The sequence below is a fragment of the Streptomyces sp. NPDC001156 genome, assembly GCF_053598275.1.
Genome location: NZ_JBSFJX010000015.1, coordinates 18,561 through 39,851 on the forward strand (window position 1 = coordinate 18,561; position 21,291 = coordinate 39,851).

Annotated in this window: 20 protein-coding genes; 15 read left to right on the forward strand and 5 right to left on the reverse strand. The window is 71.2% G+C overall.

Going from position 1 to position 21,291, the window contains the following annotated elements; translation table 11 throughout:
• Positions 1 to 26 precede the first annotated feature (26 nt).
• From mqnE to ACWDA7_RS10765, 4 genes are all read left to right on the forward strand, one after another.
• On the forward strand, positions 27 to 1,190 hold the full coding sequence (gene mqnE / locus ACWDA7_RS10750; RefSeq protein WP_450603771.1) for an aminofutalosine synthase MqnE: 1,164 nt from the start codon (positions 27 to 29) through the stop codon (positions 1,188 to 1,190).
• A 109-nt stretch (positions 1,191 to 1,299) separates the two neighbouring features.
• The gene (locus ACWDA7_RS10755) at positions 1,300 to 1,824 is read left to right on the forward strand and encodes an N-acetyltransferase family protein (protein WP_450603772.1); all 525 of its coding nucleotides are present in this window, start codon (positions 1,300 to 1,302) and stop codon (positions 1,822 to 1,824) included.
• 141 nt (positions 1,825 to 1,965) lie between these two features.
• Positions 1,966 to 2,265, forward strand: coding sequence for a DUF4229 domain-containing protein (locus ACWDA7_RS10760; protein WP_450603773.1), 300 nt, complete (start codon positions 1,966 to 1,968; stop codon positions 2,263 to 2,265).
• 42 nt (positions 2,266 to 2,307) lie between these two features.
• A complete protein-coding gene (locus ACWDA7_RS10765) occupies positions 2,308 to 3,036 on the forward strand; it encodes a TetR/AcrR family transcriptional regulator (protein ID WP_450603774.1) in 729 nt (242 codons plus the stop codon).
• A gap of 10 nt (positions 3,037 to 3,046) precedes the next feature.
• On the opposite strand, the gene ACWDA7_RS10770 is transcribed toward ACWDA7_RS10765, so the two are convergent.
• On the reverse strand, positions 3,047 to 3,883 hold the full coding sequence (locus tag ACWDA7_RS10770; protein WP_450603775.1) for a MaoC/PaaZ C-terminal domain-containing protein: 837 nt from the start codon (positions 3,881 to 3,883) through the stop codon (positions 3,047 to 3,049).
• 139 nt (positions 3,884 to 4,022) lie between these two features.
• Positions 4,023 to 5,324, reverse strand: a complete 1,302-nt coding sequence (locus ACWDA7_RS10775) for a 3-oxoacyl-ACP reductase (RefSeq protein WP_450603776.1) — start codon at positions 5,322 to 5,324, stop codon at positions 4,023 to 4,025.
• 97 nt (positions 5,325 to 5,421) lie between these two features.
• On the opposite strand from ACWDA7_RS10775, the gene ACWDA7_RS10780 reads away from it, so the two are divergent.
• The 4 genes from ACWDA7_RS10780 (at position 5,422) to ACWDA7_RS10795 (ending at position 11,385) form a co-directional block, all read left to right on the forward strand.
• The gene (locus ACWDA7_RS10780; protein WP_450603777.1) at positions 5,422 to 6,711 is read left to right on the forward strand and encodes an acetyl-CoA C-acetyltransferase; all 1,290 of its coding nucleotides are present in this window, start codon (positions 5,422 to 5,424) and stop codon (positions 6,709 to 6,711) included.
• 198 nt (positions 6,712 to 6,909) lie between these two features.
• Positions 6,910 to 8,850 (forward strand): AMP-dependent synthetase/ligase, encoded by a 1,941-nt coding sequence (locus ACWDA7_RS10785; protein WP_450603778.1) that lies wholly within the window; start codon positions 6,910 to 6,912, stop codon positions 8,848 to 8,850.
• A 159-nt stretch (positions 8,851 to 9,009) separates the two neighbouring features.
• Positions 9,010 to 10,014: a DUF1259 domain-containing protein gene (locus ACWDA7_RS10790; protein ID WP_450603779.1), complete on the forward strand. Its 1,005-nt coding sequence runs from the start codon at positions 9,010 to 9,012 to the stop codon at positions 10,012 to 10,014.
• Positions 10,015 to 10,179: 165 nt separating this feature from the next.
• Positions 10,180 to 11,385, forward strand: a complete 1,206-nt coding sequence (locus ACWDA7_RS10795; RefSeq protein WP_450603780.1) for a cytochrome P450 — start codon at positions 10,180 to 10,182, stop codon at positions 11,383 to 11,385.
• Between the two features lie 465 nt (positions 11,386 to 11,850).
• Here the strand turns inward: ACWDA7_RS10795 and ACWDA7_RS10800 are convergent, their stop codons facing one another.
• Complete coding sequence (locus ACWDA7_RS10800; RefSeq protein ID WP_043442843.1) at positions 11,851 to 12,054, reverse strand: cold-shock protein; 204 nt, start codon at positions 12,052 to 12,054, stop codon at positions 11,851 to 11,853.
• 355 nt (positions 12,055 to 12,409) lie between these two features.
• Between ACWDA7_RS10800 and ACWDA7_RS10805 the strand changes: the two genes are divergently transcribed.
• The 6 genes from ACWDA7_RS10805 to ACWDA7_RS10830 all read left to right on the forward strand — a co-directional run bounded on the left by ACWDA7_RS10805 (position 12,410) and on the right by ACWDA7_RS10830 (position 18,781).
• Entirely contained in the window at positions 12,410 to 13,258 is an 849-nt protein-coding gene (locus ACWDA7_RS10805; protein WP_450603781.1) for a menaquinone biosynthetic enzyme MqnA/MqnD family protein, read from the forward strand.
• A 92-nt stretch (positions 13,259 to 13,350) separates the two neighbouring features.
• The gene (locus ACWDA7_RS10810; protein WP_450603782.1) at positions 13,351 to 15,057 is read left to right on the forward strand and encodes a serine/threonine-protein kinase; all 1,707 of its coding nucleotides are present in this window, start codon (positions 13,351 to 13,353) and stop codon (positions 15,055 to 15,057) included.
• Positions 15,058 to 15,104: 47 nt separating this feature from the next.
• Positions 15,105 to 15,830, forward strand: a complete 726-nt coding sequence (locus ACWDA7_RS10815; protein ID WP_450603783.1) for a prepilin peptidase — start codon at positions 15,105 to 15,107, stop codon at positions 15,828 to 15,830.
• A gap of 89 nt (positions 15,831 to 15,919) precedes the next feature.
• On the forward strand, positions 15,920 to 17,134 hold the full coding sequence (gene mqnC, locus ACWDA7_RS10820; protein ID WP_359395205.1) for a cyclic dehypoxanthinyl futalosine synthase: 1,215 nt from the start codon (positions 15,920 to 15,922) through the stop codon (positions 17,132 to 17,134).
• Between the two features lie 7 nt (positions 17,135 to 17,141).
• Complete coding sequence (locus tag ACWDA7_RS10825) at positions 17,142 to 17,792, forward strand: imidazolonepropionase-like domain-containing protein (RefSeq protein WP_450603784.1); 651 nt, start codon at positions 17,142 to 17,144, stop codon at positions 17,790 to 17,792.
• A gap of 293 nt (positions 17,793 to 18,085) precedes the next feature.
• Positions 18,086 to 18,781 carry a demethylmenaquinone methyltransferase gene (locus ACWDA7_RS10830; RefSeq protein WP_360990299.1) on the forward strand — a complete coding sequence of 232 codons (696 nt, stop codon included), beginning with the start codon at positions 18,086 to 18,088 and terminating at the stop codon, positions 18,779 to 18,781.
• Positions 18,782 to 18,833: 52 nt separating this feature from the next.
• On the opposite strand, the gene ACWDA7_RS10835 is transcribed toward ACWDA7_RS10830, so the two are convergent.
• Positions 18,834 to 19,172, reverse strand: coding sequence for a PASTA domain-containing protein (locus tag ACWDA7_RS10835; RefSeq protein WP_360990302.1), 339 nt, complete (start codon positions 19,170 to 19,172; stop codon positions 18,834 to 18,836).
• Positions 19,173 to 19,265: 93 nt separating this feature from the next.
• Positions 19,266 to 19,772 (reverse strand): GNAT family N-acetyltransferase, encoded by a 507-nt coding sequence (locus ACWDA7_RS10840; protein WP_450603785.1) that lies wholly within the window; start codon positions 19,770 to 19,772, stop codon positions 19,266 to 19,268.
• Positions 19,773 to 19,919: 147 nt separating this feature from the next.
• Between ACWDA7_RS10840 and ACWDA7_RS10845 the strand changes: the two genes are divergently transcribed.
• A complete protein-coding gene (locus ACWDA7_RS10845; protein WP_450603786.1) occupies positions 19,920 to 21,209 on the forward strand; it encodes a geranylgeranyl reductase family protein in 1,290 nt (429 codons plus the stop codon).
• Positions 21,210 to 21,291: the final 82 nt, after the last annotated feature.

Genomic DNA, 21,291 nt, shown 5'->3' on the forward strand with positions numbered 1-21,291 from the left:
GATTCGTCCAAGGGAGAGGCAGAAGCATGGATGTCGGGCTCAAGCGCGAGCTGGAGGACAAGGTCCGGGCCGGTGAGCGGCTGACCCGCGAGGACGGCATCGCGCTGTACGAGTCGGACGACCTGGCGTGGCTCGGCGGTCTCGCGCACGAGGTGCGGACCCGCAAGAACGGTGACGTGGTCCACTTCAACGTCAACCGCCACCTCAACATGACGAACGTGTGCACCGCCTCCTGCGCCTACTGCTCCTTCCAGCGCAAGCCGGGCGAGAAGGACGCGTACACGATGCGCATCGAGGAGGCGGTCAAGCTCGCCAAGGCGATGGAGTCGGACAACCTCACCGAGCTGCACATCGTCAACGGCCTGCATCCCAACCTGCCGTGGCGCTACTACCCGCGCTCGCTGCGCGAGCTGAAGGCGGCGCTGCCGAATGTCTCGCTGAAGGCGTTCACCGCGACGGAGATCCACCACTTCGAGACGATCTCCGGTCTGACGGCCTCCGAGATCCTGGACGAGCTGATCGACGCCGGACTGGAGTCGCTGACCGGCGGCGGCGCCGAGATCTTCGACTGGGAGGTCCGGCAGCACATCGTCGACCACAGGACCCACTGGGAGGACTGGTCGCGCATCCACCGCCTGGCGCACGAGAAGGGTCTGAAGACCCCGTGCACCATGCTGTACGGCCACATCGAGGAGCCGCGCCACCGCGTGGACCACGTGCTGCGGCTGCGTGAACTCCAGGACGAGACCGGCGGCTTCCAGGTCTTCATCCCGCTGCGCTACCAGCACGACTTCGTGGACATGAAGGACGGCAAGATCCGCAACCGCCTTCAGGAGCGCACCCAGATGGCGACGGGGGCCGAGGCCCTGAAGACCTTCGCGGTCTCGCGTCTGCTGTTCGACAACATCCAGCACGTCAAGGTGTTCTGGGTCATGCACGGTGTGCAGACCGCGCAGCTGGCCCTCCAGCACGGTGCCGACGACATGGACGGCTCGGTCGTCGAGTACAAGATCACGCACGATGCGGACAACTTCGGCACGCCGAACAAGCTGACCCGCGAGGACCTGCTCGACCTGATCCGTGACGCGGGCTTCCGGCCGGTGGAGCGCAACACCCGGTACGAGATCATCCGCGAGTACGAGGGCTCGGACCCGGCGCGCCGGGACGAGCCGCAGCCCATGCGCCTCTGAGCGCCCACGCACCCTGGTGCAAGCCCCGGCTCGGCCGGGGCTTTCGCGTGCGCGCCGACGGCGCGGAAGGGGCTTGAGTCCTGGCCGGAGTAATAGGTACCCTCGCGGCATGCCCCTTACTTTCGCCTTCGATCCCGCCATGACCTCCGAGCTCCGTGACGGCGTCCTCGACCTGTGGACGGACGTGTCCAACGCCGGCGGCGCCGTGGGATTCGTGGCTCCGGTCACCCGCGAGGAGATACGCCCGGAATTCCTGAAGCACCTGGCGGCGATGAGTGAGGGGCGCGCCCGGCTGCTGGTGGGACACGACGAGGACGGGCGGGTGGCGGCGACCACGTTCCTCACCTTCAACACCCACCGGCTGATGAAGCACTGGCTGTGGCTCTACACGGTGATGGTGCATCCGCGGCACCAGGGCAAGGGCTACGGTCGTGACCTGCTGGCCGCCGCCGCGGACGCGGCGCGCGGCATCGAGGGCATCGAGGCGGTACGGCTCACCTGCCGGGGCGGTCTCGGTCTCGAGAACTTCTACGGGTCCTGCGGCTACAAGGAGGTCGGCCGGGTGCCCGACGCCATCCGGGTGGCTCCGGGGGACGACCGCGACGACATCACGATGCTGCTGCACCTTGGGTGAACCGGGGCGTACCCCGGTGCAAGATCGGGCGTCCGGCGTGCTTCACTGGAGGGCGCCCTTTGGGAACCCTTTGGGAAGATCGCCGGGTTCTCGGTTTGGCTCGAACAGGGGAACCCCCACGGAACGGAAGAGTGGATTGCGATGCTCCGCTACACGCTGATGCGCCTCGGTATTCTCGCGGGCTGCCTCGTGGTCGTCTGGGGCCTCGTCTACTCGGGCATCGTCCCGCGCGGCCTTGGCGACTCCAACGGCATCTGGATCATCCTGCTGGCCCTGGTGATCTCGGCCCCGATCAGCTTCGTCGTCCTGCGCAAGGAACGCGACCGGGCGTCCATGCAGGTCGTCGGCCGGGTGGACCGTATGAAGGCCAACATCGAGGCGAACCGTGCGCAGGAGGACGTGGCGGACGACGCCGCCAGGACTCAGGGCCAGACCTCCTGAGGCGGCCCGTACGGCGGGCCGCCCGACCGTAGTCTTGCCGGTATGGGTGCCGTGAAGACCAAGCGGATGCCGCGGGCGGTCCGGGAGCAGCAGATGCTGGACGCCGCCGTGAAGACCTTCGGGCAACGCGGCTACATGGCCGCGTCCATGGACGAGATCGCCGAACTCGCCGGTGTGTCCAAGCCCTTGGTGTATCTGTACCTGAACTCCAAGGAAGACCTCTTCACCGCCTGCATCCGCCGGGAGGCCGCCGCGCTCATCGAGGCGGTGCGCTCCGCCGTGGGGCCCGGACTCGCTGCCGACCGCCAACTCTGGGACGGGCTGCGAGCGTTCTTCACGCACACCGCGCAGCACCCGGAGGGCTGGTCGATCCTCCACCTGCAGGCCCGTACGCAGGGCGAACCCTTCGCCGCCGAGGTGACCGCGATGCGCGAGGAGATCGTCGCGTTCGTGACGCAGCTCATCGCCGTCGCCGCACGGGAGGCCCGCCCGCGACCTCTCGGCTGCGCTCGAGCGGAGAGGTACCCCGAGGACCCCGACCTCCCTGAGCGCGAGGTCGCAGGGCTCGCCGAGGCCCTGGTCGGTGCCGCCGAGTCGCTCGCGGCCTGGGCCAACGCCACTCCCGGCGTCTCCGCCCGGCAGGCGGCGGCCACCCTGATGAACTTCGCCTGGGCGGGCCTCGGCAACCTCATGGACGGCCGCCCCTGGTCGCCGCCCGACCAGGGCCAGACGACCCGGCCGGGTCCGGCCGCGGGCGGGAACGGCTTCTGAGACTGCGCGCCTACTGATCGTGTGAGGTGTCCCGGGCAGGGAGCCGGCGCGTCTCACCGGTGAGGTGGAGCCGGTGCCCGCCCCGCAGTTCGAACCGCCCGCCGGCGGCGGCGTACGTCACGGAACCCGGGAGCAGGACCGGATTCCGGAACTCGGCGCGCACCTGCACCGCGGCGTGGGCCGGCTGTTCGGCGACGCACCGGGCGACCGTCCACATGCCGTGTGCGATGGCACGCGGAAAGCCGAAGAGGCGGGCGGTGAAGGCGTGCAGATGAATGGGGTTCCGGTCTCCCGAGACGGCCGCGTACCGCCGGCCGAGGTCTGCGGCGAGCCGCCACTCCTCCAGCGCGGGAGGGGGTTCGCCCTCGGGTGCCGGAGCCGCGGCCGGGGCCGGGGTGCCGTGCCGGGCGAGATAGGCGCTGGTCGACTCCCACAGGAGCCGGTCACCGGCGCGGACCTCCGTGACGACCACTGCCTGGGTGCCCCGCCGATGGGGCGCCAACTCCCTGACACGCACGCCGACGTCGTACTCCCCGTCCGGGACGAGCGGCTCCCGCTGGGTGATCTCGATGCTCGTGTGCACCAGCCCGAGGAGGGGGAGGGGGAACTCACGGCTCGCCATGATCCGCATGGCCAGGGGAAAGCCGAGGAGGTGGGGGTAGGTCACGGGCACCGTGTCGACGCCCGTGGGAAACCCGCAGACGCGTTCGTAGGCGGCGAGATGCGCCGGATCGATCCGGACGCCGGGCAGAGCGAGCGGCGCCCGGGGGAAGCGGGCTCCGGGGTGCGGGCGCTTGAGCGGGGAGAGGAGAGCGCCGCGGGCGAGAACGGGAAGCAGCGAAGACATGAGGGAGGCTCCAGGACGGGGACGAAGTGAGGGGGAGCAGCCCTTGAAGGGCGCGAGGGGGAACACCTGTTGATGGCCGCGAGGGGCCGCGAGGGACCACGGACGGTACGCGGTCGTGGACGGGGATCCGTGCCGAGCGCTACGCACCGAGCAGGCTCTGTCCGCACACGCGCACCACCTGCCCGTTCACCGCCCCCGATCCCGGACCGGCCAGCCAGGCGATCGTCTCCGCCACATCCACCGGAAGGCCGCCCTGCCCCAGCGAGTTCATCCGCCGTCCCGCCTCCCGGACGACCAGGGGAATCGCCGCCGTCATCCGGGTCTCGACGAACCCCGGTGCGACCGCGTTCACCGTCACCCCGTGCTCCGCCAGGGCCCGGGGCGCCAGCGCCCGCACGAGGCCGATCACGCCCGCCTTGCTCGCGGCGTAGTTCGTCTGTCCCACGTTCCCCGCGATCCCGGCGATCGACGCGGTCGCCACGATCCGCCCCCCGTCCCGCAGCAGACCGCGTGACAGCAGGACGTCCGTCGTGCGCAGCACACTCGCCAGGTTCACCTCGAGCACCGGACTCCACCGCTCGGCCGCCATGTTCGCGAGCCGCCGGTCCCGGGTGATCCCCGCGTTGTGGACGAGGACGTCCAGGCCGCCCGGCAGCGCCTCGGCGATCCGCGCACCCGCGTCGTCGGCCGCGATGTCGAGCGTCAGCGCGGTCCCGCCGATCCGCTCGGCGACCCGCCGTACGTCCGCCTCCGCGGCCGGCACGTCGAGGCACAGCACGTGCGCCCCGTCCCGGGCCAGCGTCCCGGCGACCGCCTCGCCGATCCCGCGGGCGGCCCCGGTCACCAGCGCGGTCCGCCCGGCGAGCGGCCGCGACCAGTCCTCCGGAGCGGCCGTCCTCCCGTCCCCGACCTCGATGACCTGCCCGCTGACGTACGCGGACCTCGGCGAGAGCAGGAACCGCAGCGTCGACTCGGCGGCCTCGGCGTCCGGCAGCCGCACGAGCGTGACGGTCCGGCCCCGCCCGATCTCCTTGCCGAGCGATCGCACGAAGCCCTCCAGGCCCTGCTGCGCCGCCGCCTGGTGGTGGTCGTCCGGGTCGAGCGGGGAGCCCAGCACCACCACGCGCCCGCTCTCGGCGACCGATCGCACGACGGGGTGCAGCGCGGCGTGCACCTCGGCGAGCGCGTCGACGTCCCGTACACCGGTGGCGTCCAGGACGACGGCGGCGGGCCGCTCGGTGCCGGGCACAAGACCGGTACGGCTCAGCACCGGAGCGAGGTCCAGCTCCGACTTGCCCGCCGTCAGGTGCATCAACGGCCCGTCCAGCACGGGGCGTTCGGCCGACCAGCGGTGCAGTGCCACGGGCTGCGGCAGCCCGAGCCGCCTGGTGAGGAAGCGGCCCGGTGCGGTCCCCGTGAAGCGCAGATAACGGTCGGCCATGGTCCGGCTCCCAGCTCGCTCGACTGTCCACATCTCTTTACTCTGGAGTAAGGTTACCCGGGGTAAGGTTAGCCGGGCGCGCGAGGAGCGGGTCGAGATGAGCAGTTCCCTCCACATCGGTGAGGTGCGGCGGATCGCCGTCGTCGGCGGCAGGCGCATCCCCTTCGCCCGCTCCGACGGTCCGTACGCCACCGCTTCCAACCAGGAGATGCTGACCGCGGTGGTGGACGCGCTGGTCGAGCGGTACGGGCTCGACGGCCCAGGTGCCGTGGGCGAGTTGGTCGCCGGAGCCGTGCTCAAGCACAGCCGCGACTTCAACCTTGCCCGCGAGGCCGTGCTCGGCTCGCGTCTGGACGCCCGCACGCCCGCGTACGACGTCCAGCAGGCCTGCGGCACCGGTCTCCAAGCGGTGATCGCCGCCGCCAACAAGATCGCCCTGGGGCAGACCGAGTCCGCGATCGCGGGCGGGGCGGACACGACCAGCGACGCGCCCCTCGGGGTGAACGACGCGCTGCGCCGCATCCTGCTCGAGGTCCGCCGGGCCCCGTCGCCCGGTGCCCGGCTGAAGGCGCTGGCCAGGATCCGCCCCGGTCATCTGGTTCCCGACATCCCCCGCAACGCCGAGCCGCGCACCGGCCTGTCCATGGGGGAGCACGCGGCCGTCACCGCCCGCGCGTGGGGCATCACCCGTGAGGCCCAGGACGCGTTGGCGGCCACGAGCCACCGGCGGCTGGCGGCGGCGTACCAGCGGGGCTTCCTGGCCGACCTGGTCGTCCCCTTCCGCGGCCTGGAGCGGGACCAGAACCTCCGCCCCGACTCGACACCGGAGAAACTCGCCCGTCTGGCACCGGTGTTCGGCACCGGCGGCCCGAACCCGACGATGACGGCGGGCAATTCGACGCCGCTCACGGACGGCGCCGCCGTCGTGCTGCTCGCGAGCGAGGAGTGGGCGCGGGAGCGGGGCCTTGAGCCGCGGGCGTATCTGACCGCGTACGAGACCGCTGCCGTCGACTTCGCCGGCGGGGACGTGGCGGGCGGCCCGGATGGGCTGCTGATGGCGCCGGCCCACGCCGTGCCCCGCATGCTCGACAAGGCCGGGTGCGGCATCGAGGACTTCGACTTCGTCGAGATCCACGAGGCGTTCGCCTCACAGGTGCTGGCGACGCTGGCCGCCTGGGAGAAGCAGGGTCTCGCCCCGGTGGACCGCGCCCGGCTGAACGTCACGGGGTCCTCCTTGGCCACCGGTCACCCCTTCGCCGCGACCGGCGCCCGGATCGTGGCGACGCTCGCCGAACTCCTCGCCGAGCGCGACGCCCCGGGCCGCGGTCTGATCTCGATCTGCGCGGCCGGCGGACAGGGAGTCACGGCGATCCTCGAACGCCCCTGACGGCCAAGGGGGAGGAGGCTGCACAGCCCCGGCCCCAGACCATCCCGGAACCCGCACGAAGTCCCCACGTGCGGGCCGTACGATCGCGGTTCTGACCGGCGGTAACAGCGAGTCGCTCCGCCGATGAACGGATCGGTGCGCGCTGTGCGTACCCGATACGGCAGAGCAGTGCACAGCCGCAGTCCCAGGAGCTGCCCCATGCCCATCTCGTACTCGTCCGCACCCGTCGCCGTCGCCCCCCTCGATCTCGACCACGACGGCGGCCCGGTGCTCGTCGAGCCGCAGACACGGCGGCTGAACGGCGAGGTGCGGGAGGTGTACGTACCTCCGCTGGTGCCGCCGGTGAGCCATGGCTCGCTCGCCGACCTGCCGTTCGAGAACGCGACCGAGATGCCCGGCCATCATGTCCTCAGCCGCCGGGACCCGGACGGCGGCTGGACGGAGGTGACGGCGGTTCAGTTCGCCGACCAGGTACTGGCCGTGGCGAAGGGGCTGATCGCCGAGGGCCTGATGCCGGGCGACCGGATCGCGATCATGGCCCGCACCACCTACGAGTGGACGCTGCTCGACTTCGCGGCCTGGGCGGCCGGACTGGTCACGGTTCCCGTCTACCCCACCTCGTCGGTCTTCCAGACCCGCTGGATCCTCCAGGACTCCGGCGCGGTGGCCCTGGTGACGGAGACGGTCGGCCAGGCGGCGGCCCTCGGCCCGGAACTCAGCCGGCTGCCCGATCTGCACCATGTGTGGGTGATGGAGAAGGGGCACGTCGAGCGCCTCGCGGAGCACGGCGCGCCGGTGCCGGACCAGGAGGTGGTCGTACGCCGCGGCGTCCTCGGCCCGGACACCCTTGCCACGATCATCTACACCTCGGGCACGACGGGCCGCCCGAAGGGCTGTGCGCTGTCGCACGGCAACTTCCTGGCAGAGGTGGACAACGCGATCGAACTGCTCCACCCGGTCTTCAAGGCGACGACGACCGGTGACGAGCCCTCCACACTGCTGTTCCTGCCGCTGTCGCACGTCTTCGGCCGGATGGTGGCGGTCGCCTGCATCCGCGCACGGGTGCGCCTCGGGCACGCGCCGAGCCTGCAGGCGGAGGACCTGCTGGCGGACCTGGCGAGCTTCCGCCCGACCTTCCTGCTGGTCATCCCGTACATGCTGGAGAAGGTCTTCAACAATGCGCGGGCCACGGCCGAGCGCAGCGGCCGCGCGGCCCTGTTCGACCGGGCGGCGAGCGTGGCCCGCCGCTACGGCGAGGCGCTGGAGGCCCGTCAGCACGGCACGGGCTCCGGACCCAGCCGCTCCCTGAAGGCGGCCCGCGTTCTGTACGACCCCCTGGTCTACCGCCGTATCCGGAACGCCCTGGGCGGCCGCGTACGCCATGTCATCTGCGGTGGCTCCCCTCTGGGACAGCGGTTGGCGGCGTTCTACGCGGGCACGGGCATCGAGATCTTCGAGGGCTACGGCCTGACCGAGACGACCGGCGCGGCGACGGTGACGCCCCCGCTCAGGCCCCGCCTCGGAACGGTGGGCTGGCCGCTGCCTGGCACCAGGGTCCGGATCGCCGCGGACGGCGAGATCCTGCTCGCCGGCGGACAGGTGTTCCGGGGCTACTGGGACCCCCATGGCGGCGGGGTGGTCCCTGCCAGCCCGGACGGCTGGCTCCCCACGGGCGACATCGGCCGTCTGGACGACGAGGGTTATCTGACGATCACCGGCCGGAAGAAGGAGATACTGATCACCGCCGGGGGCAAGAACGTGGCCCCCGCCCCGCTGGAGAACTGGCTGCGCTCCCACCCCCTGATCTCCCAGTGCATGGTCCTCGGCGACGGCCGCCCGTATGTGAGCGCGCTGATCACGCTGGACCCGGAGGGCATCGTCCACTGGCGCCAGATGCGCGGCAAGCACCCGGTGCCGCCGGAACTCCTCCTGGACGACGAGGAGTTGCACGCGGTCCTGCAACGTGCCGTGGACGAGACCAACAAGCTGGTCTCGCGCCCCGAGTCGATCCGCCGCTTCGCCGTCCTGCCGGTGGACTTCACGCAGGAGGCCGGCCATCTGACTCCGTCGATGAAGCTGCGCCGGATGGCGGTCATGCGGGACTTCGCCGCAGAGGTGGAGCAGTTGTACGCGCGGTAGGTCCGTCGCTGCCCGCTGCCCGCTGCCCGCTGCCCGCTGACCGGGTGCCGGAGGTGTCACCCGATCGCCGACGAGCGGTTCACTCGCCCGGCCGCAGCGATGGCGGCGCTGGCGGCCGTCCGCAGCCCTCCGTGGTTCCATCCGGTCAGGGAGGATCACATGATGGCTGAGGACCGACAGCAGGACACCCGAACGTCGCGGCGGCGGATGCTCGCCGCGGCTGCCCTGGCGCCCTTGCTGGGCGGGGCGACCCCCGCGTGCGCCCTGTCCACCGGAACAACGAAGGACAGACACGAGGGGCCGGTCGCACCGGCGCGCACCGCCCTGTCGGACTGGCGGGGCGTGGCCCACGTGCTGGGCCGGCAGGGCGACATGAAGCGCGACCTGATGTACCACACGGGCCTGCCGCGCCGGGACCTCTCGGTGGTCTCGCACGGCGTCGTCGTCAAGCCGGCACTCGCCCTCGGGTCGCACGTGTCCTTCGTCCGGTACGCCGACGGGGGAACACTGCTGATGGGCGACGTGGTGGTCACCGAGGACGAGCTGCAGCCCTACAGCGACGTCCTGTACGAGCACGGGATCGAGCAGACCGCCATCCATAAGCACCTGCTCTCCCAGTCCCCGGACATCTGGTGGATCCACGTCCATGCGCACGGCCGGGACCCGGTGTCCATCGCCCGGGGCCTGCGCGCGGCGTTCGACCGCACCGGCACTCCGCCCCCGGCGCGGCCGCAGGTCGTCCCGCCGCGGCCCGTCGACCTGGACACCGCGGGTATCGATGCCGCACTGGGCGTCAAGGGCGCCCACGACGACGGGATCTACAAGAACACGTTCATCCGCCGAGAGGTCATCACCGACGGCCATATGATCCTGCCGCCGGGCCTCGGGTCGACCACGGCGCTCAACTTCCAGCCGCTGGGTGGCGGCCGGGCGGCGATCAGCGGCGACTGCGCCATGATCGCCGGGGAGGTACAGGACGTTCTCGTGGCCCTGAGGCGGGCCGGCGCCGAGCTCGTCGAACTGCACAACCACGGCCTGACCGACGAGCCCCGGCTGTTCTTCGTCCACTTCTGGGCGGTGGGCGACGCGGTCCGCCTCGCCCGGGGGCTGCGCACCGCCGTGAACGCCACCAACGTCCTGCCGGTGCCCGTCTCGGTCGACTGACGACCCGAACGGGGGAACGGTCCGGCATCCGCTTCCGGCCTTCGTCGTCCTTGGCATCCCTGCGCTCCGACTGGCACATCCGGAGGAATCCGGACAGTCATACGGGGTGAAAAGGGCTTATGCATGGAGAAGCGACAAAGGCGGAGGGAAACGGAGAACAGCGCGATGACCGCAAGCGGCGAAGCAATCACCTGTCCGTTCGACTTCAGCGAGGGTCTGGACTTCGACCCCGCGCTCGCGGCTCTCATGGCCCGCGACTCCATCACCCGCATCAGGCTTCCGTACGGTGACGCCGAGGCCTGGCTGGTCACCGGGTTCGAGGGCGTACGGCAGGTGACCACGGACCACCGGTTCAGCCGGGCGGGGATCATGGGATCCGACTATCCGAGGCTGACACCGGAGCCCATCGTCTCCCCCGAGTCGATCAACGTGATCGATCCGCCGCACAGCACCCGGCTGCGCCGGCTGGCATCGCAGGGCTTCGCCAAGCGGCATGTCGAGCTGATGCGTCAGAGGATCGCCCGGCTCGCGGACACCCTGCTCGAAGAGATGGCCGAGCAGGGGCCGCCGGCGGACCTGGTCCACCATCTGTCGAACCAGCTTCCTCAGCAGACCATTTACGACGTCCTCGGGATCGCCCGCGAGGACTGGCCCCGGATGCAGAAGTACGCGCACCAGCTGCTCGCCACCGGCCCGGACGGCCGCGAGACCGCGGCGAGAGCCAAGGCCGCGCTGCGCGAGTACTTCGGCGAACTGGTCGAACAGCGGCGGCGCACCCCGGGCCCCGACCTGATCAGCGCGCTCGCCGCCGCCAAGGACGGCGACGACGTGCTCGACGACCAGGAACTGGCGGTCATGGCGCTGACCCTCGTGCTGAGCGGTCAGGACACGGCCACCTGCCAGATCAGCAACATCTCCTATCTCCTGCTGACCCGCCCCGAACTGTTGCAGCACCTCAGCGACCGGCCGGAGACCCTGACGGACGTCCTGAACGAGCTGCTGCGGGTCATCCCCTTCCGCAAGGGGGTCGGCATTCCCCGGGTGGCACTGGAGGACGTGGAGATCGAGGGGGTGCGGATCCGGGCGGGTGAGTTCGTGCATGTGTCGTACCTGACGGCGAACCGCGACCCCAAGCGCTACACGGACCCGGACGTCATCGACCCGGAGCGTCCCATGGCGCCGCACATGACCTTCGGCTGGGGCGGGCACCGGTGCATCGCCGTCCCGCTGGCGATGGCGGAGCTGGAGGTGGCCATCGGGCGGCTGATGGAGCGGTTCCCGGGTCTGCGGCTCGCGGTGGCCCCGGAGGAAGTGCGCTGGGACACGGAGACGATCCGGCGCTTCCCGCTCGAGCTGCCCGTGGCCTGGTAGGGCGGCGGCCGGGCTCACGGTCCGACGGTCGTCCCGTGTCCGCCGCCGCGCTCGGCGGCAGCGGAAGGGCGCCGGTCCACCGTACAGGCCTGCCCACCGTCAGCGTCACCGTGCGAAGCCACCCGAACGGGTGTGCGCACTCGCGGCCGCCTCATGGGCATCTCGCCTCGCCGGTCGGGGCCACCGCGCGAAAGTCATCCGTATGGGTGTCCGGCCAACGCCGCAGTGTGGCCGGCCGGGCAGCGTCACCGCTCCTGGCGAAAGTGGCCCACCGGCGGTGGTCCGTCCGGGTGAACCACGCCGTCCGGCGTACCAAGAAAGTGGACCGGCGCAAAAAAGCAGGAGCCCCCTGCGCCGGATGGCGCGCGGGGCTCCTTGGGTACTGCTGTCCGTTCCGGATCAAAGCACTCGGGCTCAGTGAGCCGAAGGCCTGGAACCGAAGACCGAAACTCCGAGACCGGAGACTCAGATGGCCGTGACGTTCTCCGCTTGCGGACCCTTCGGGCCCTGGGTCACGTCAAAGCTGACCTGCTGGTTCTCCTCGAGCGAACGGAAGCCGTTCGCGTTGATCGCGGAGTAGTGGACGAAGACGTCGGGGCCGCCGCCTTCCTGGGCGATGAAGCCAAAGCCCTTTTCGGCGTTGAACCACTTCACGGTTCCGGTAGCCATAAGCCCTCCTTGGGCCCAAAGGGTTGCCCTGCTCCAGAACCTGCAAGTGTGAAAACTGAAGCGCCGCACAACTGCATATGTCTGAAAACGACGAGAGCCCGCGGTTACATGCTCCGCAGGCTCTGTACTGCAAGGAAACCAAACTGCAACTTGCGGCGAGCCTAGCACGCAGGCAGCCGAAAGCAATAGAGGTCAAGATCACTTCACCCGAAGGTTTCAGCGGGTGGTGAGCGGGGTTGACGTCGCCGTGGCTCATCGTAGTCGCTGAGGTGGACACCAGGAGACCGGGGCGTTTCCGAAGCCACTCGCGGACCCTGGGCCCAGCACGGTACCGCACGGGGTCTAGTCTCGCGATGTGGACAATTCTCGCACCCGGCCGCGCGTCGGCCACATCCAGTTCCTGAACTGCCTGCCCCTGTACTGGGGGCTCGCGAGAACCGGCACCCTGCTGGACTTCGAGCTGACCAAGGACACCCCGGAGAAGCTCAGCGAGCGGCTGGTGCGGGGCGACCTCGACATCGGCCCCATCACCCTCGTCGAGTTCCTCAAGAACGCCGACGACCTGATCGCCTTCCCGGATATCGCGGTCGGCTGCGACGGCCCCGTGATGTCCTGTGTGATCGTCTCCCAGGTCCCGCTGGACCAGCTCGACGGCGCCCGCGTCGCCCTCGGCTCCACCTCGCGCACCTCCGTACGCCTCGCCCAGCTGCTGCTCGCCGAGCGGTACGGGGTGACGCCGGACTACTACACCTGCCCACCCGACCTCAGCCTGATGATGCAGGAGGCCGAGGCCGCGGTGCTGATCGGCGACGCCGCCCTGCGCGCCAACCTCCACGACGGGCCGCGCTTCGGCCTCGCCGTGCACGACCTCGGCACCCTATGGAAGGAGTGGACGGGCCTGCCGTTCGTCTTCGCGGTGTGGGCGGCGCGGCGCGACTACCTGGAGCGTGAGCCCGTCATCACCCGCCAGGTGCACGAGGCCTTCCTGTCCTCGCGCAACCTGTCGCTCGAGGAGGTCGGCAAGGTCGCGGAGCAGGCGGCCCGCTGGGAGGCCTTCGACGAGAAGGTGCTGGAGAAGTACTTCACGACGCTGGACTTCCGCTTCGGCGACCCTCAGCTGGCGGCGGTCGCCGAGTTCGCGCGCCGGGTCGGGCCGACGACGGGCTTCCCGGCCGATGTTCAGGTCAAGCTCCTCCAGCCGTAGGGAAGTTGTCACCGGGCCCGGTGCCGCCGGACCCGGTCTGCGGACCCGGCGAGAGCTACCCTGCTGGGAGTCATAGGGGGAGGGGGGCCGCCATGCAGTCGCTGGAGGCCGGTGAACCCACCGTCGTGGGGCCGTACCGGCTGCTCGGCAGGCTGGGCTCCGGTGGGATGGGTCGCGTCTACCTGGGACGCAGCACGGGCGGGCGCACCGTCGCGGTCAAGGTGGTGCATCCGCACTTCGCCCTGGACGAGGAGTTCCGCGCCCGTTTCCGCCGGGAGGTGGACGCCGCGCGTCGCGTCGGGGGCGCCTGGACCGCACCGGTCCTGAACGCGGACCCGGAGGCCCCGGTGCCCTGGGTCGCGACCGGGTACGCGGCGGGTCCGTCCTTGACCGCGGCGGTGACGGACGGCGGACCGCTTCCCCTCGCCTCGGTACGGGCCCTGGGCGCGGGGCTCGCGGAGGCCCTGACGGCGGTCCACGGCCTGGGCCTGGTCCACCGGGACGTGAAACCCTCGAACGTCCTGCTGACCCTGGACGGCCCGGTCCTCATCGACTTCGGTATCGCGCGCGCCATCGACGGCACGGCATCGCTCACCTCCACAGGGGTCTCCATCGGCTCGCCCGGCTATATGTCGCCCGAACAGATCCTCGGCAAGGGCGTCACGGGCGCGGCGGACGTCTTCTCGCTGGGCGCGGTCCTGGCGTACGCGGCCACCGGGCAGTCCCCCTTCTCCGGCGACTCCTCCGCGGCGTTGCTGTACAAGGTCGTGCACGAGGAGCCGGAACTGGACGGCCTCGAAGGCGCATTGCGGGAACTGGTGGCCGCGTGCCTCGCCAAGGACCCGGCGGCGCGCCCCGCACCGGAACAGGTGGCCGGGCGGCTCGCCCCCGAGGGCGCGGCCCGTCTGGTGGCGGCCGGCTGGCTGCCGGGCCCGCTGGTGGAGCAGGTCAGCCGCAAGGCCGTACAGCTGCTGAACCTGGAGGCGGGGGAGGCGGCACTCTCGGGGCCGGTGGGGTTCGGCAAGGCCGCGGTGGCCGAGTCCTCGGTGGCCGCGGCGGTGGCGGACGGTGGTCCGGCCGGGCCCCGGGCGCCTCTGACGGACGGGTCGTCCGGGCCGCGGCCCGCGGGGGTCTTCGGCCCGCCGCCCGAGATGACCGCTCCTCCGATACCTCACCCCCGCGAGGCACAGGCGCAGCCGCAGGACGCCGTGCCCCCCGCGGACGCCGGGGGGAAGGTCTCCATGGGCGTCGCCACGACCTCGGTGCCGGGAACCGGCGGCCGTGGCCGGCGCGTGAGCTGCACGGTCGCGCTGGCGGTGGCCGGAGCGCTGGCCGCGGTCACGGTCGGATCGGTCCTGCTGCTCGGGCTGCTCCACAAGGCCGATTCGGGCAAGGACGGGGCGGTCGGCAACGGCGCCCCAACGGCCGGTCAGGGGACGGGACCCGGGGCCGTGCCCGCCGCGTATCTGGGCACCTGGGAGGGCGATGCCCTGGCGCTCGGCGGCGCGCTGCCGGCGGGCACCTTCCGCGTCACCATCCGGCAGGCGGGTGTCGGCGAGGAGATCGGCACGTTCCGCTCCACCGACCAGCTCGGCGGCATCTGCGACGACGTACTGCTGCTGAAGCGGGCCTCGGCCCGACAGCTCGTCGCCACGAGCGTGGCCCAGAAGTCCAACCCGTCGACGTGCACGACCGGACGGCACGAGGTGCGGCTCACCCCGGTCGGCACCGGCCTCGACTTCGAGACGGACAACTCGGACGCCGGCGACCCGACATCGCGCATGGCGAAGGTCAAGTAGTCCGCCGCTTCACCGAGTCGGGCCCGGGCGGCGCTTACCCTGTCGGCGTGGATCTGGACCTCTGGCTGACCCCCGGTGCCGCGCTGTGGGGCGCGGCGGCCGGCGCGCTGCTGCCCCGGGCCGCCTACCGGCTCTCCGTCGAGCCGGAGCAGCCGTGGCGGGACCGGTGCCCGGACGGGCATCCCATCGGCGGATGGGTCGGCCGGGCGCGCTGTGTGGACGGGCGGTCCTACGGCCCCGCGACCGTACTTGTCTGTGCGGTCACCGCGCTGGTCTGCGCCGGGCTCGCGCTCGCCACGGGCACCCGCCCCGAACTGTTCGTCTGGCTGCTGCTCGCTCCCCTCGGCGTGCTGCTGACGATCGTGGACTTCCGGGTGCAGCGGCTGCCGGATGTGCTCACCCTGCCGCTGGCGGTCCTCGCCCTGTGCCTGCTCGCCGCCGCGGCGGCCCTGCCCGAGCACGCGGGGCGCTGGCTCACCGCGCTCCTCGGCGCATTGGTGCTCGGCGGCGCGTACTTCCTGCTGTTCCTCGTCAACCCGAACGGCATGGGCTTCGGCGACGTCAAGCTCGCGCTCGGGCTCGGTGCGGTGCTCGGCTGGTACGGCTGGCCCACCGTGGTGCTCGGGACCTTCGCCGGGTTCCTCTTCGGAGGGCTGTACGGACTCGGGCTGGTCGTGGTGCGGCGCGCGGGGCGGCGCACGGCGATCCCGTTCGGGCCGTTCCTCATCGCGGGCGCCCTGGTCGGGCTGCTGACCGGCGCGTACGCGGCCTGACGAAGGTCCCGGAAAACCTCTGGCGTAGGCTGGTTCGGTCCGTCCACGACCCTTGGGTCCGTCCACAACCCTTACGAAAGGGACGCCCGGTGACCGAGAAGGCCGACCTCACGCCCATTGATGTCACAGCCGTCCTCGACCGCGCCGCCGCCGGTGGTCGGATCACTCCCGAAGAAGCGCTCGTCCTCTACCGGGACGCCCCGTTGCACGCGCTGGGCGCCGCGGCCGACGCCGTACGCCGGCGCAACTACGCGGGTGTCGAGCACATCGCGACGTACATCATCGAGCGCAACATCAACTACACGAACGTCTGCGTGACGGCGTGCAAGTTCTGCGCCTTCTACGCGGCTCCGAAGGACACCGCCAAGGGCTGGACCCGCGACCTCGACGACATCCTGCGCCGGTGCGCGGAGACGGTCGAACTCGGCGGCACACAGATCATGTTCCAGGGCGGCCACCACCCGGACTACGGCGTCGAGTACTACGAGAAGCACTTCCGGGCCATCAAGGACGCCTTCCCGCAGCTGGTCATCCACAGCCTGGGGGCCTCCGAGGTCGAGCACATGGCGCGGATCTCCGGCGTGACGGTGGAAGAGGCCATCACCCGCATCCACACCGCGGGCCTCGACTCCTTCGCCGGCGCCGGTGCCGAACTCCTCCCGGCGCGGCCGCGCAAGGCCATCGCCCCGCTGAAGGAGAGCGGCGAGCGCTGGCTGGAGATCATGGAGACTGCGCACAACCTGGGCGTCGAGTCGACCTCCACCATGCTCATGGGCACGGGCGAGACCAACGCCGAGCGCATCGAGCACCTGCGGATGATCCGCGACGTACAGGACCGCACGGGCGGCTTCCGGGCCTTCATCCCGTACACCTACCAGCCCGAGAACAACCACCTGAAGGGCCGCACCCAGGCGACCCTCTTCGAGTACCTGCGGATGATCGCGATCGCCCGCCTCTTCCTCGACAACGTCCGGCACATCCAGGGCTCGTGGCTGACCACCGGCAAGGAGGTCGGCCAGCTGTCCCTGCACTACGGCGCGGACGACCTCGGCTCGATCATGCTCGAGGAGAACGTGGTCTCGTCCGCCGGTGCCAAGCACCGCTCGAACCGGCTGGAGATCATCGATCTGATCCGCAAGGCGGGCCGGGTCCCGGCACAGCGCTCCACGACCTACGAGCACCTCGTCGTGCACGACGACCCGGCGCACGACCCGGTCGACGAGCGGGTCATGTCCCACATCTCGTCGACGGCGATCGAGGGCGGTACGGCCCACCCGGAGCTGAAGCTGCTCGCGTCCAACTAGGGCGCGCGTGCTGACGATCCACACCGCCGGCCTGCTGGTCACGGGGGAGCGGCGGCCCGCTCTGGCGGGCGGCGCGATCCTCGTCGACGGCAGGAGGTGCGCGGCCGTCGGCCCGTACGAGGAACTGGCGGCGGCGCATCCGGCGGCCCGGGTGCGGCGCTGGCCGGGGCTCATCGCCCCGGGCCTGGTGAATCCGTACGGTCCCGAACTGCTGGAGCAGGCCTACCATCCCGATCCCCGCGAGGCCGGCGAACTGGGCACCGAACCGATCGCCGGCAAGGCCCTCGCGGCACTGGCGTTGAGCGACGCCCGGTGGGGTGCGAGCGCGCGGCGCGGTGTGCAGCGGATGCTCGCCCACGGGACGGTCGCCGTGGCCGGGCAGCTTTCCCGGCCCGCCGTGGTGGACGCCGTGCAGCGAGCGGGGCTGGCGCAGGAGGGGCGCTTCGAGCGTCCCGCCGGGCCGCCGTCCCTCGACCCGCTGGCCGGGCGGAGCCTGGCACAGGCGATGGTTCGTCCGCTTCCGTCCGACGCCCCGCACGGCCAGGACGCCACGTTCGCCGTCTTCGACGTCCCGGACGAGGCCGCGCTCACCGCACGGGGAGCCGGCACGTGCGTGGCGACGGTCGTCGCCGGGCGGCTCGTGCACCGGCGCCGCTGACGCCGAGTCCGGCCGCGGCGTCAGAAAACCCCTCATCGCGCCTGGCACGCTGATCGACCGGCTCTGGAACACGCCCGCGTGCGAGAAGCGGCTGCCGCTGGACAGCCGGTGGTTCCTGTATGGCGTCGGTGGGTGCTGATCTGGAGGGCGATCCCGCTCGTGGGCCGGGCCGAGGACGGTGGCCGCGAGGAGGAGACCGGGGCTGCTCCCGTAGGTCCCTCCGAGGGCCGCGAGACCCGCCTACGGGCCGGGCGCCTGAGTCGCGCCCGGCCCCTACTGCCACAATGGGCACCGTGACCCGCGCATCCCTGGACAAGCAGCCGCACGAAGTCGCCTCGATGTTCGACGACGTGGCGGAACGGTACGACCTGACCAACGACCTGCTGTCGCTCGGCCAGGACCGGGTGTGGCGCAAGGAGGTCGCGAAGGCCGTCGACGCCCGCCCCGCGCAGCGAGTCCTCGATCTCGCGGCGGGCACGGCGACCTCGTCGCTCCCCTTCACGCGCACCGGCGCATACGTGGTCCCCTGCGACTTCTCGCTGGGGATGCTCCAGGTCGGCAAGAAGCGGCACCCCTGGCTGCCGTTCACGGCGGGTGACGCGACCCGGCTGCCGTTCCAGGACGACGTGTTCGACGCGGTGACGATCTCCTTCGGGCTGCGCAACGTGCAGGACACCGACGGCGCGCTGCGCGAGCTGTACCGGGTGACCAAGCCCGGCGGGCGGGTCGTCATCTGCGAGTTCTCGCACCCGACCTGGGCGCCCTTCCGCACGGTCTACACCGAGTACCTGATGCGCGCGCTGCCGCCGGTGGCCCGCGCGGTGTCGTCCAACCCCGACGCGTACGTCTACCTCGCCGAGTCCATCCGCGCCTGGCCCGACCAGCCGGCCCTCGCGGAGCGACTGCGCACGGCGGGCTGGTCGAAGGTGGCCTGGCGGAACCTCTCGGGCGGGATCGTCGCCCTGCACCGCGGCTTCAAGGCGGACTGACGGGACCAGGCGGCGCGGACCCGGCGGGCACCGCGCCACCGGGTCCATCAGTTCACCGGAGCACCTCGAACGCGTCGCCCGGTTCACTGAGTTCGCGGCGCACCCCGCCCGGTGGCGGGATGGGCAGCCGTGGCTCGCGGACCCCGGCGCCTCCCCCGCCCTCGCCCTCACTGAGGTCGAACCACACGGTGACCACCGCACCGCGCGGCACCTCGACGCCGGGCAGGGGATATTGGCGTACGACGTAGTCGAGGACGGTTCGGTGGAAGTCCGGCCGGTCGGGCGCGGCAAGCATGACGCCCTGCTTGGCGGCGGCCTCTCGCGCGTCCATCGCCATCAGGCCGACCAGCCGCGGTACGCGTACTTCGGGTGTTTTGGGTGTTATAGGCACAGATGTCACCCCCAGCGGTACTGGAAGGGTAACCGGCCGAGGGTGCTACCCGGAAGCGCCATGTGTCTTTCTGTAACAGTCGGCTACCGGGCGTCACAGGGTAAGTCGGTAGCAGTGCGCGGGATCGCCGAGCCGCGGGTGCGGGAAGACCTCGGCCAGTTCCATGCCGAGGCGCTGGGTGACGGCGATCGACCGCTGGTTGGCGGCCATGACCATCGCCACGACCCCGGGAACGCCCGCCGCGCGCACCCGCTCCAGCGTGGCGAGCGCGGCGGCGGTGACGTACCCCTTGCCCCAGTGCTCCCGCCCGAGCCGCCAGCCGATCTCGATCTCGCCCTTCGGCCCCCACTCGCCCGGCCAGGGCTGCGCGCCCGTGAAGCCGACGACGTCGCCCGTGCCGTCGAGCACGGTCCACAGGCAGAAGCCGTGCTCGGCGTCGTGTCTGCGCTGCCGGGCGGTGAGCTCCTCGTAGACGGACAGCTCGGCGGCCCGGCCGCCGTGGAACTCCATGACCTCGGGGTGGTCGAAGACCCGGTGCCAGGCGAAGGCGTCCTCGTCGGTGGGAACGCGCAGCCGTACGTCGGGGAGAGCTCGGTTCACGGGGGCAGCCCTTCAGCCGGGGGATCGGTACCGCTGAATAGACTGCCCATGTCCAGTGCCCGTCAGCACGCCGTTTTCACCATGGATTTCGGCGCTGTCGGTGCCGGCGTCGTCCGTGCCGTCGTCAAGTCTTGGGGAGAACCCGCCGTGACCGAGCCCCAGCCCCTTACCGAACACACTGCCGATGTGATCGTCGTCGGGGCCGGGCCAGCCGGTTCCACCACCGCGTACTACCTGGCGAAGGCCGGGCTCGATGTCCTGCTGCTGGAGAAGACCGCCTTCCCACGCGAGAAGGTGTGCGGCGACGGCCTCACGCCCCGCGCCACCAAGCAGCTCGTCGCGATGGGCATCGACATCTCCGAGGAGGCCGGCTGGCTGCGCAACAAGGGTCTGCGCATCATCGGCGGCGGAGTGCGGCTCGAGCTGGACTGGCCGGATCTCGCCTCGTACCCGGACTACGGCCTCGTCCGCAAGCGCGACGACTTCGACGAGCAGCTGGCCCGCCAGGCGCAGAAGGCCGGCGCGCGCCTGTACGAGCTGTGCAACGTGGGCGCGCCGATCGTCGACGAGCGCACCGGACGCATCACCGGCGTGCACGCCAAGCTGGGCGACGAGAAGCGCGAGGTCACCTTCCACGCGCCGCTCGTGGTGGCCGCGGACGGCAACTCCTCGCGCCTGTCGCTGGCCATGGGCCTGCACCGCCGCGAGGACCGCCCGATGGGCGTCGCGGTCCGTACGTACTTCACGTCCCCGCGCCACGACGACGACTACCTGGAGTCCTGGCTGGAGCTCTGGGACCGGCGCGGCGGCCAGGAGCGGCTGCTGCCGGGCTACGGCTGGATCTTCGGCATGGGGGACGGCACCTCCAACGTCGGCCTCGGCGTCCTGAACACCTCGGCCTCCTTCAAGGAGCTGGACTGGCGCGAGGTGCTCAAGACCTGGTGCGCCTCGATGCCCGAGGACTGGGGCTACACCCCCGAGAACATGACCGGCCCGATCCGCGGCGCCGCCCTCCCCATGGCCTTCAACCGCCAGCCGCACTACACGAAGGGTCTGCTCCTCGTCGGCGACGCGGGCGGGCTGGTGAACCCCTTCAACGGCGAGGGCATCGCCTACGCCATGGAGTCGGGACAGATCGTGGCGGACGTCATCGTCCAGGCGCTGGGCCGGGCGACCCCCGGCCAGCGCGAACTGGTCCTGCACAACTACCCGAAGGTCCTCAAGGAGACCTACGGCGGCTACTACACCCTGGGCCGCGGCTTCGTGAAGCTGATCGGCAACCCGAAGGTGATGAAGGTCGCGGCGCAGCGAGGCCTGACCCATCCGCTGCTGATGAAGTTCACGCTGAAGCTCCTCGCCAACCTGACGGATCCGACGGGTGGCGACGCGATGGACCGGATCATCAACGGTCTGAGCAAGGTGGCGCCGAAGGCGTGAAGGTTCGGCGAGTGTCGGGCCGCTGAGAGGGCCCGCTCCCTACGGTGACGTGCACATGATGCATTCGTGGCCGAAGGGGGCC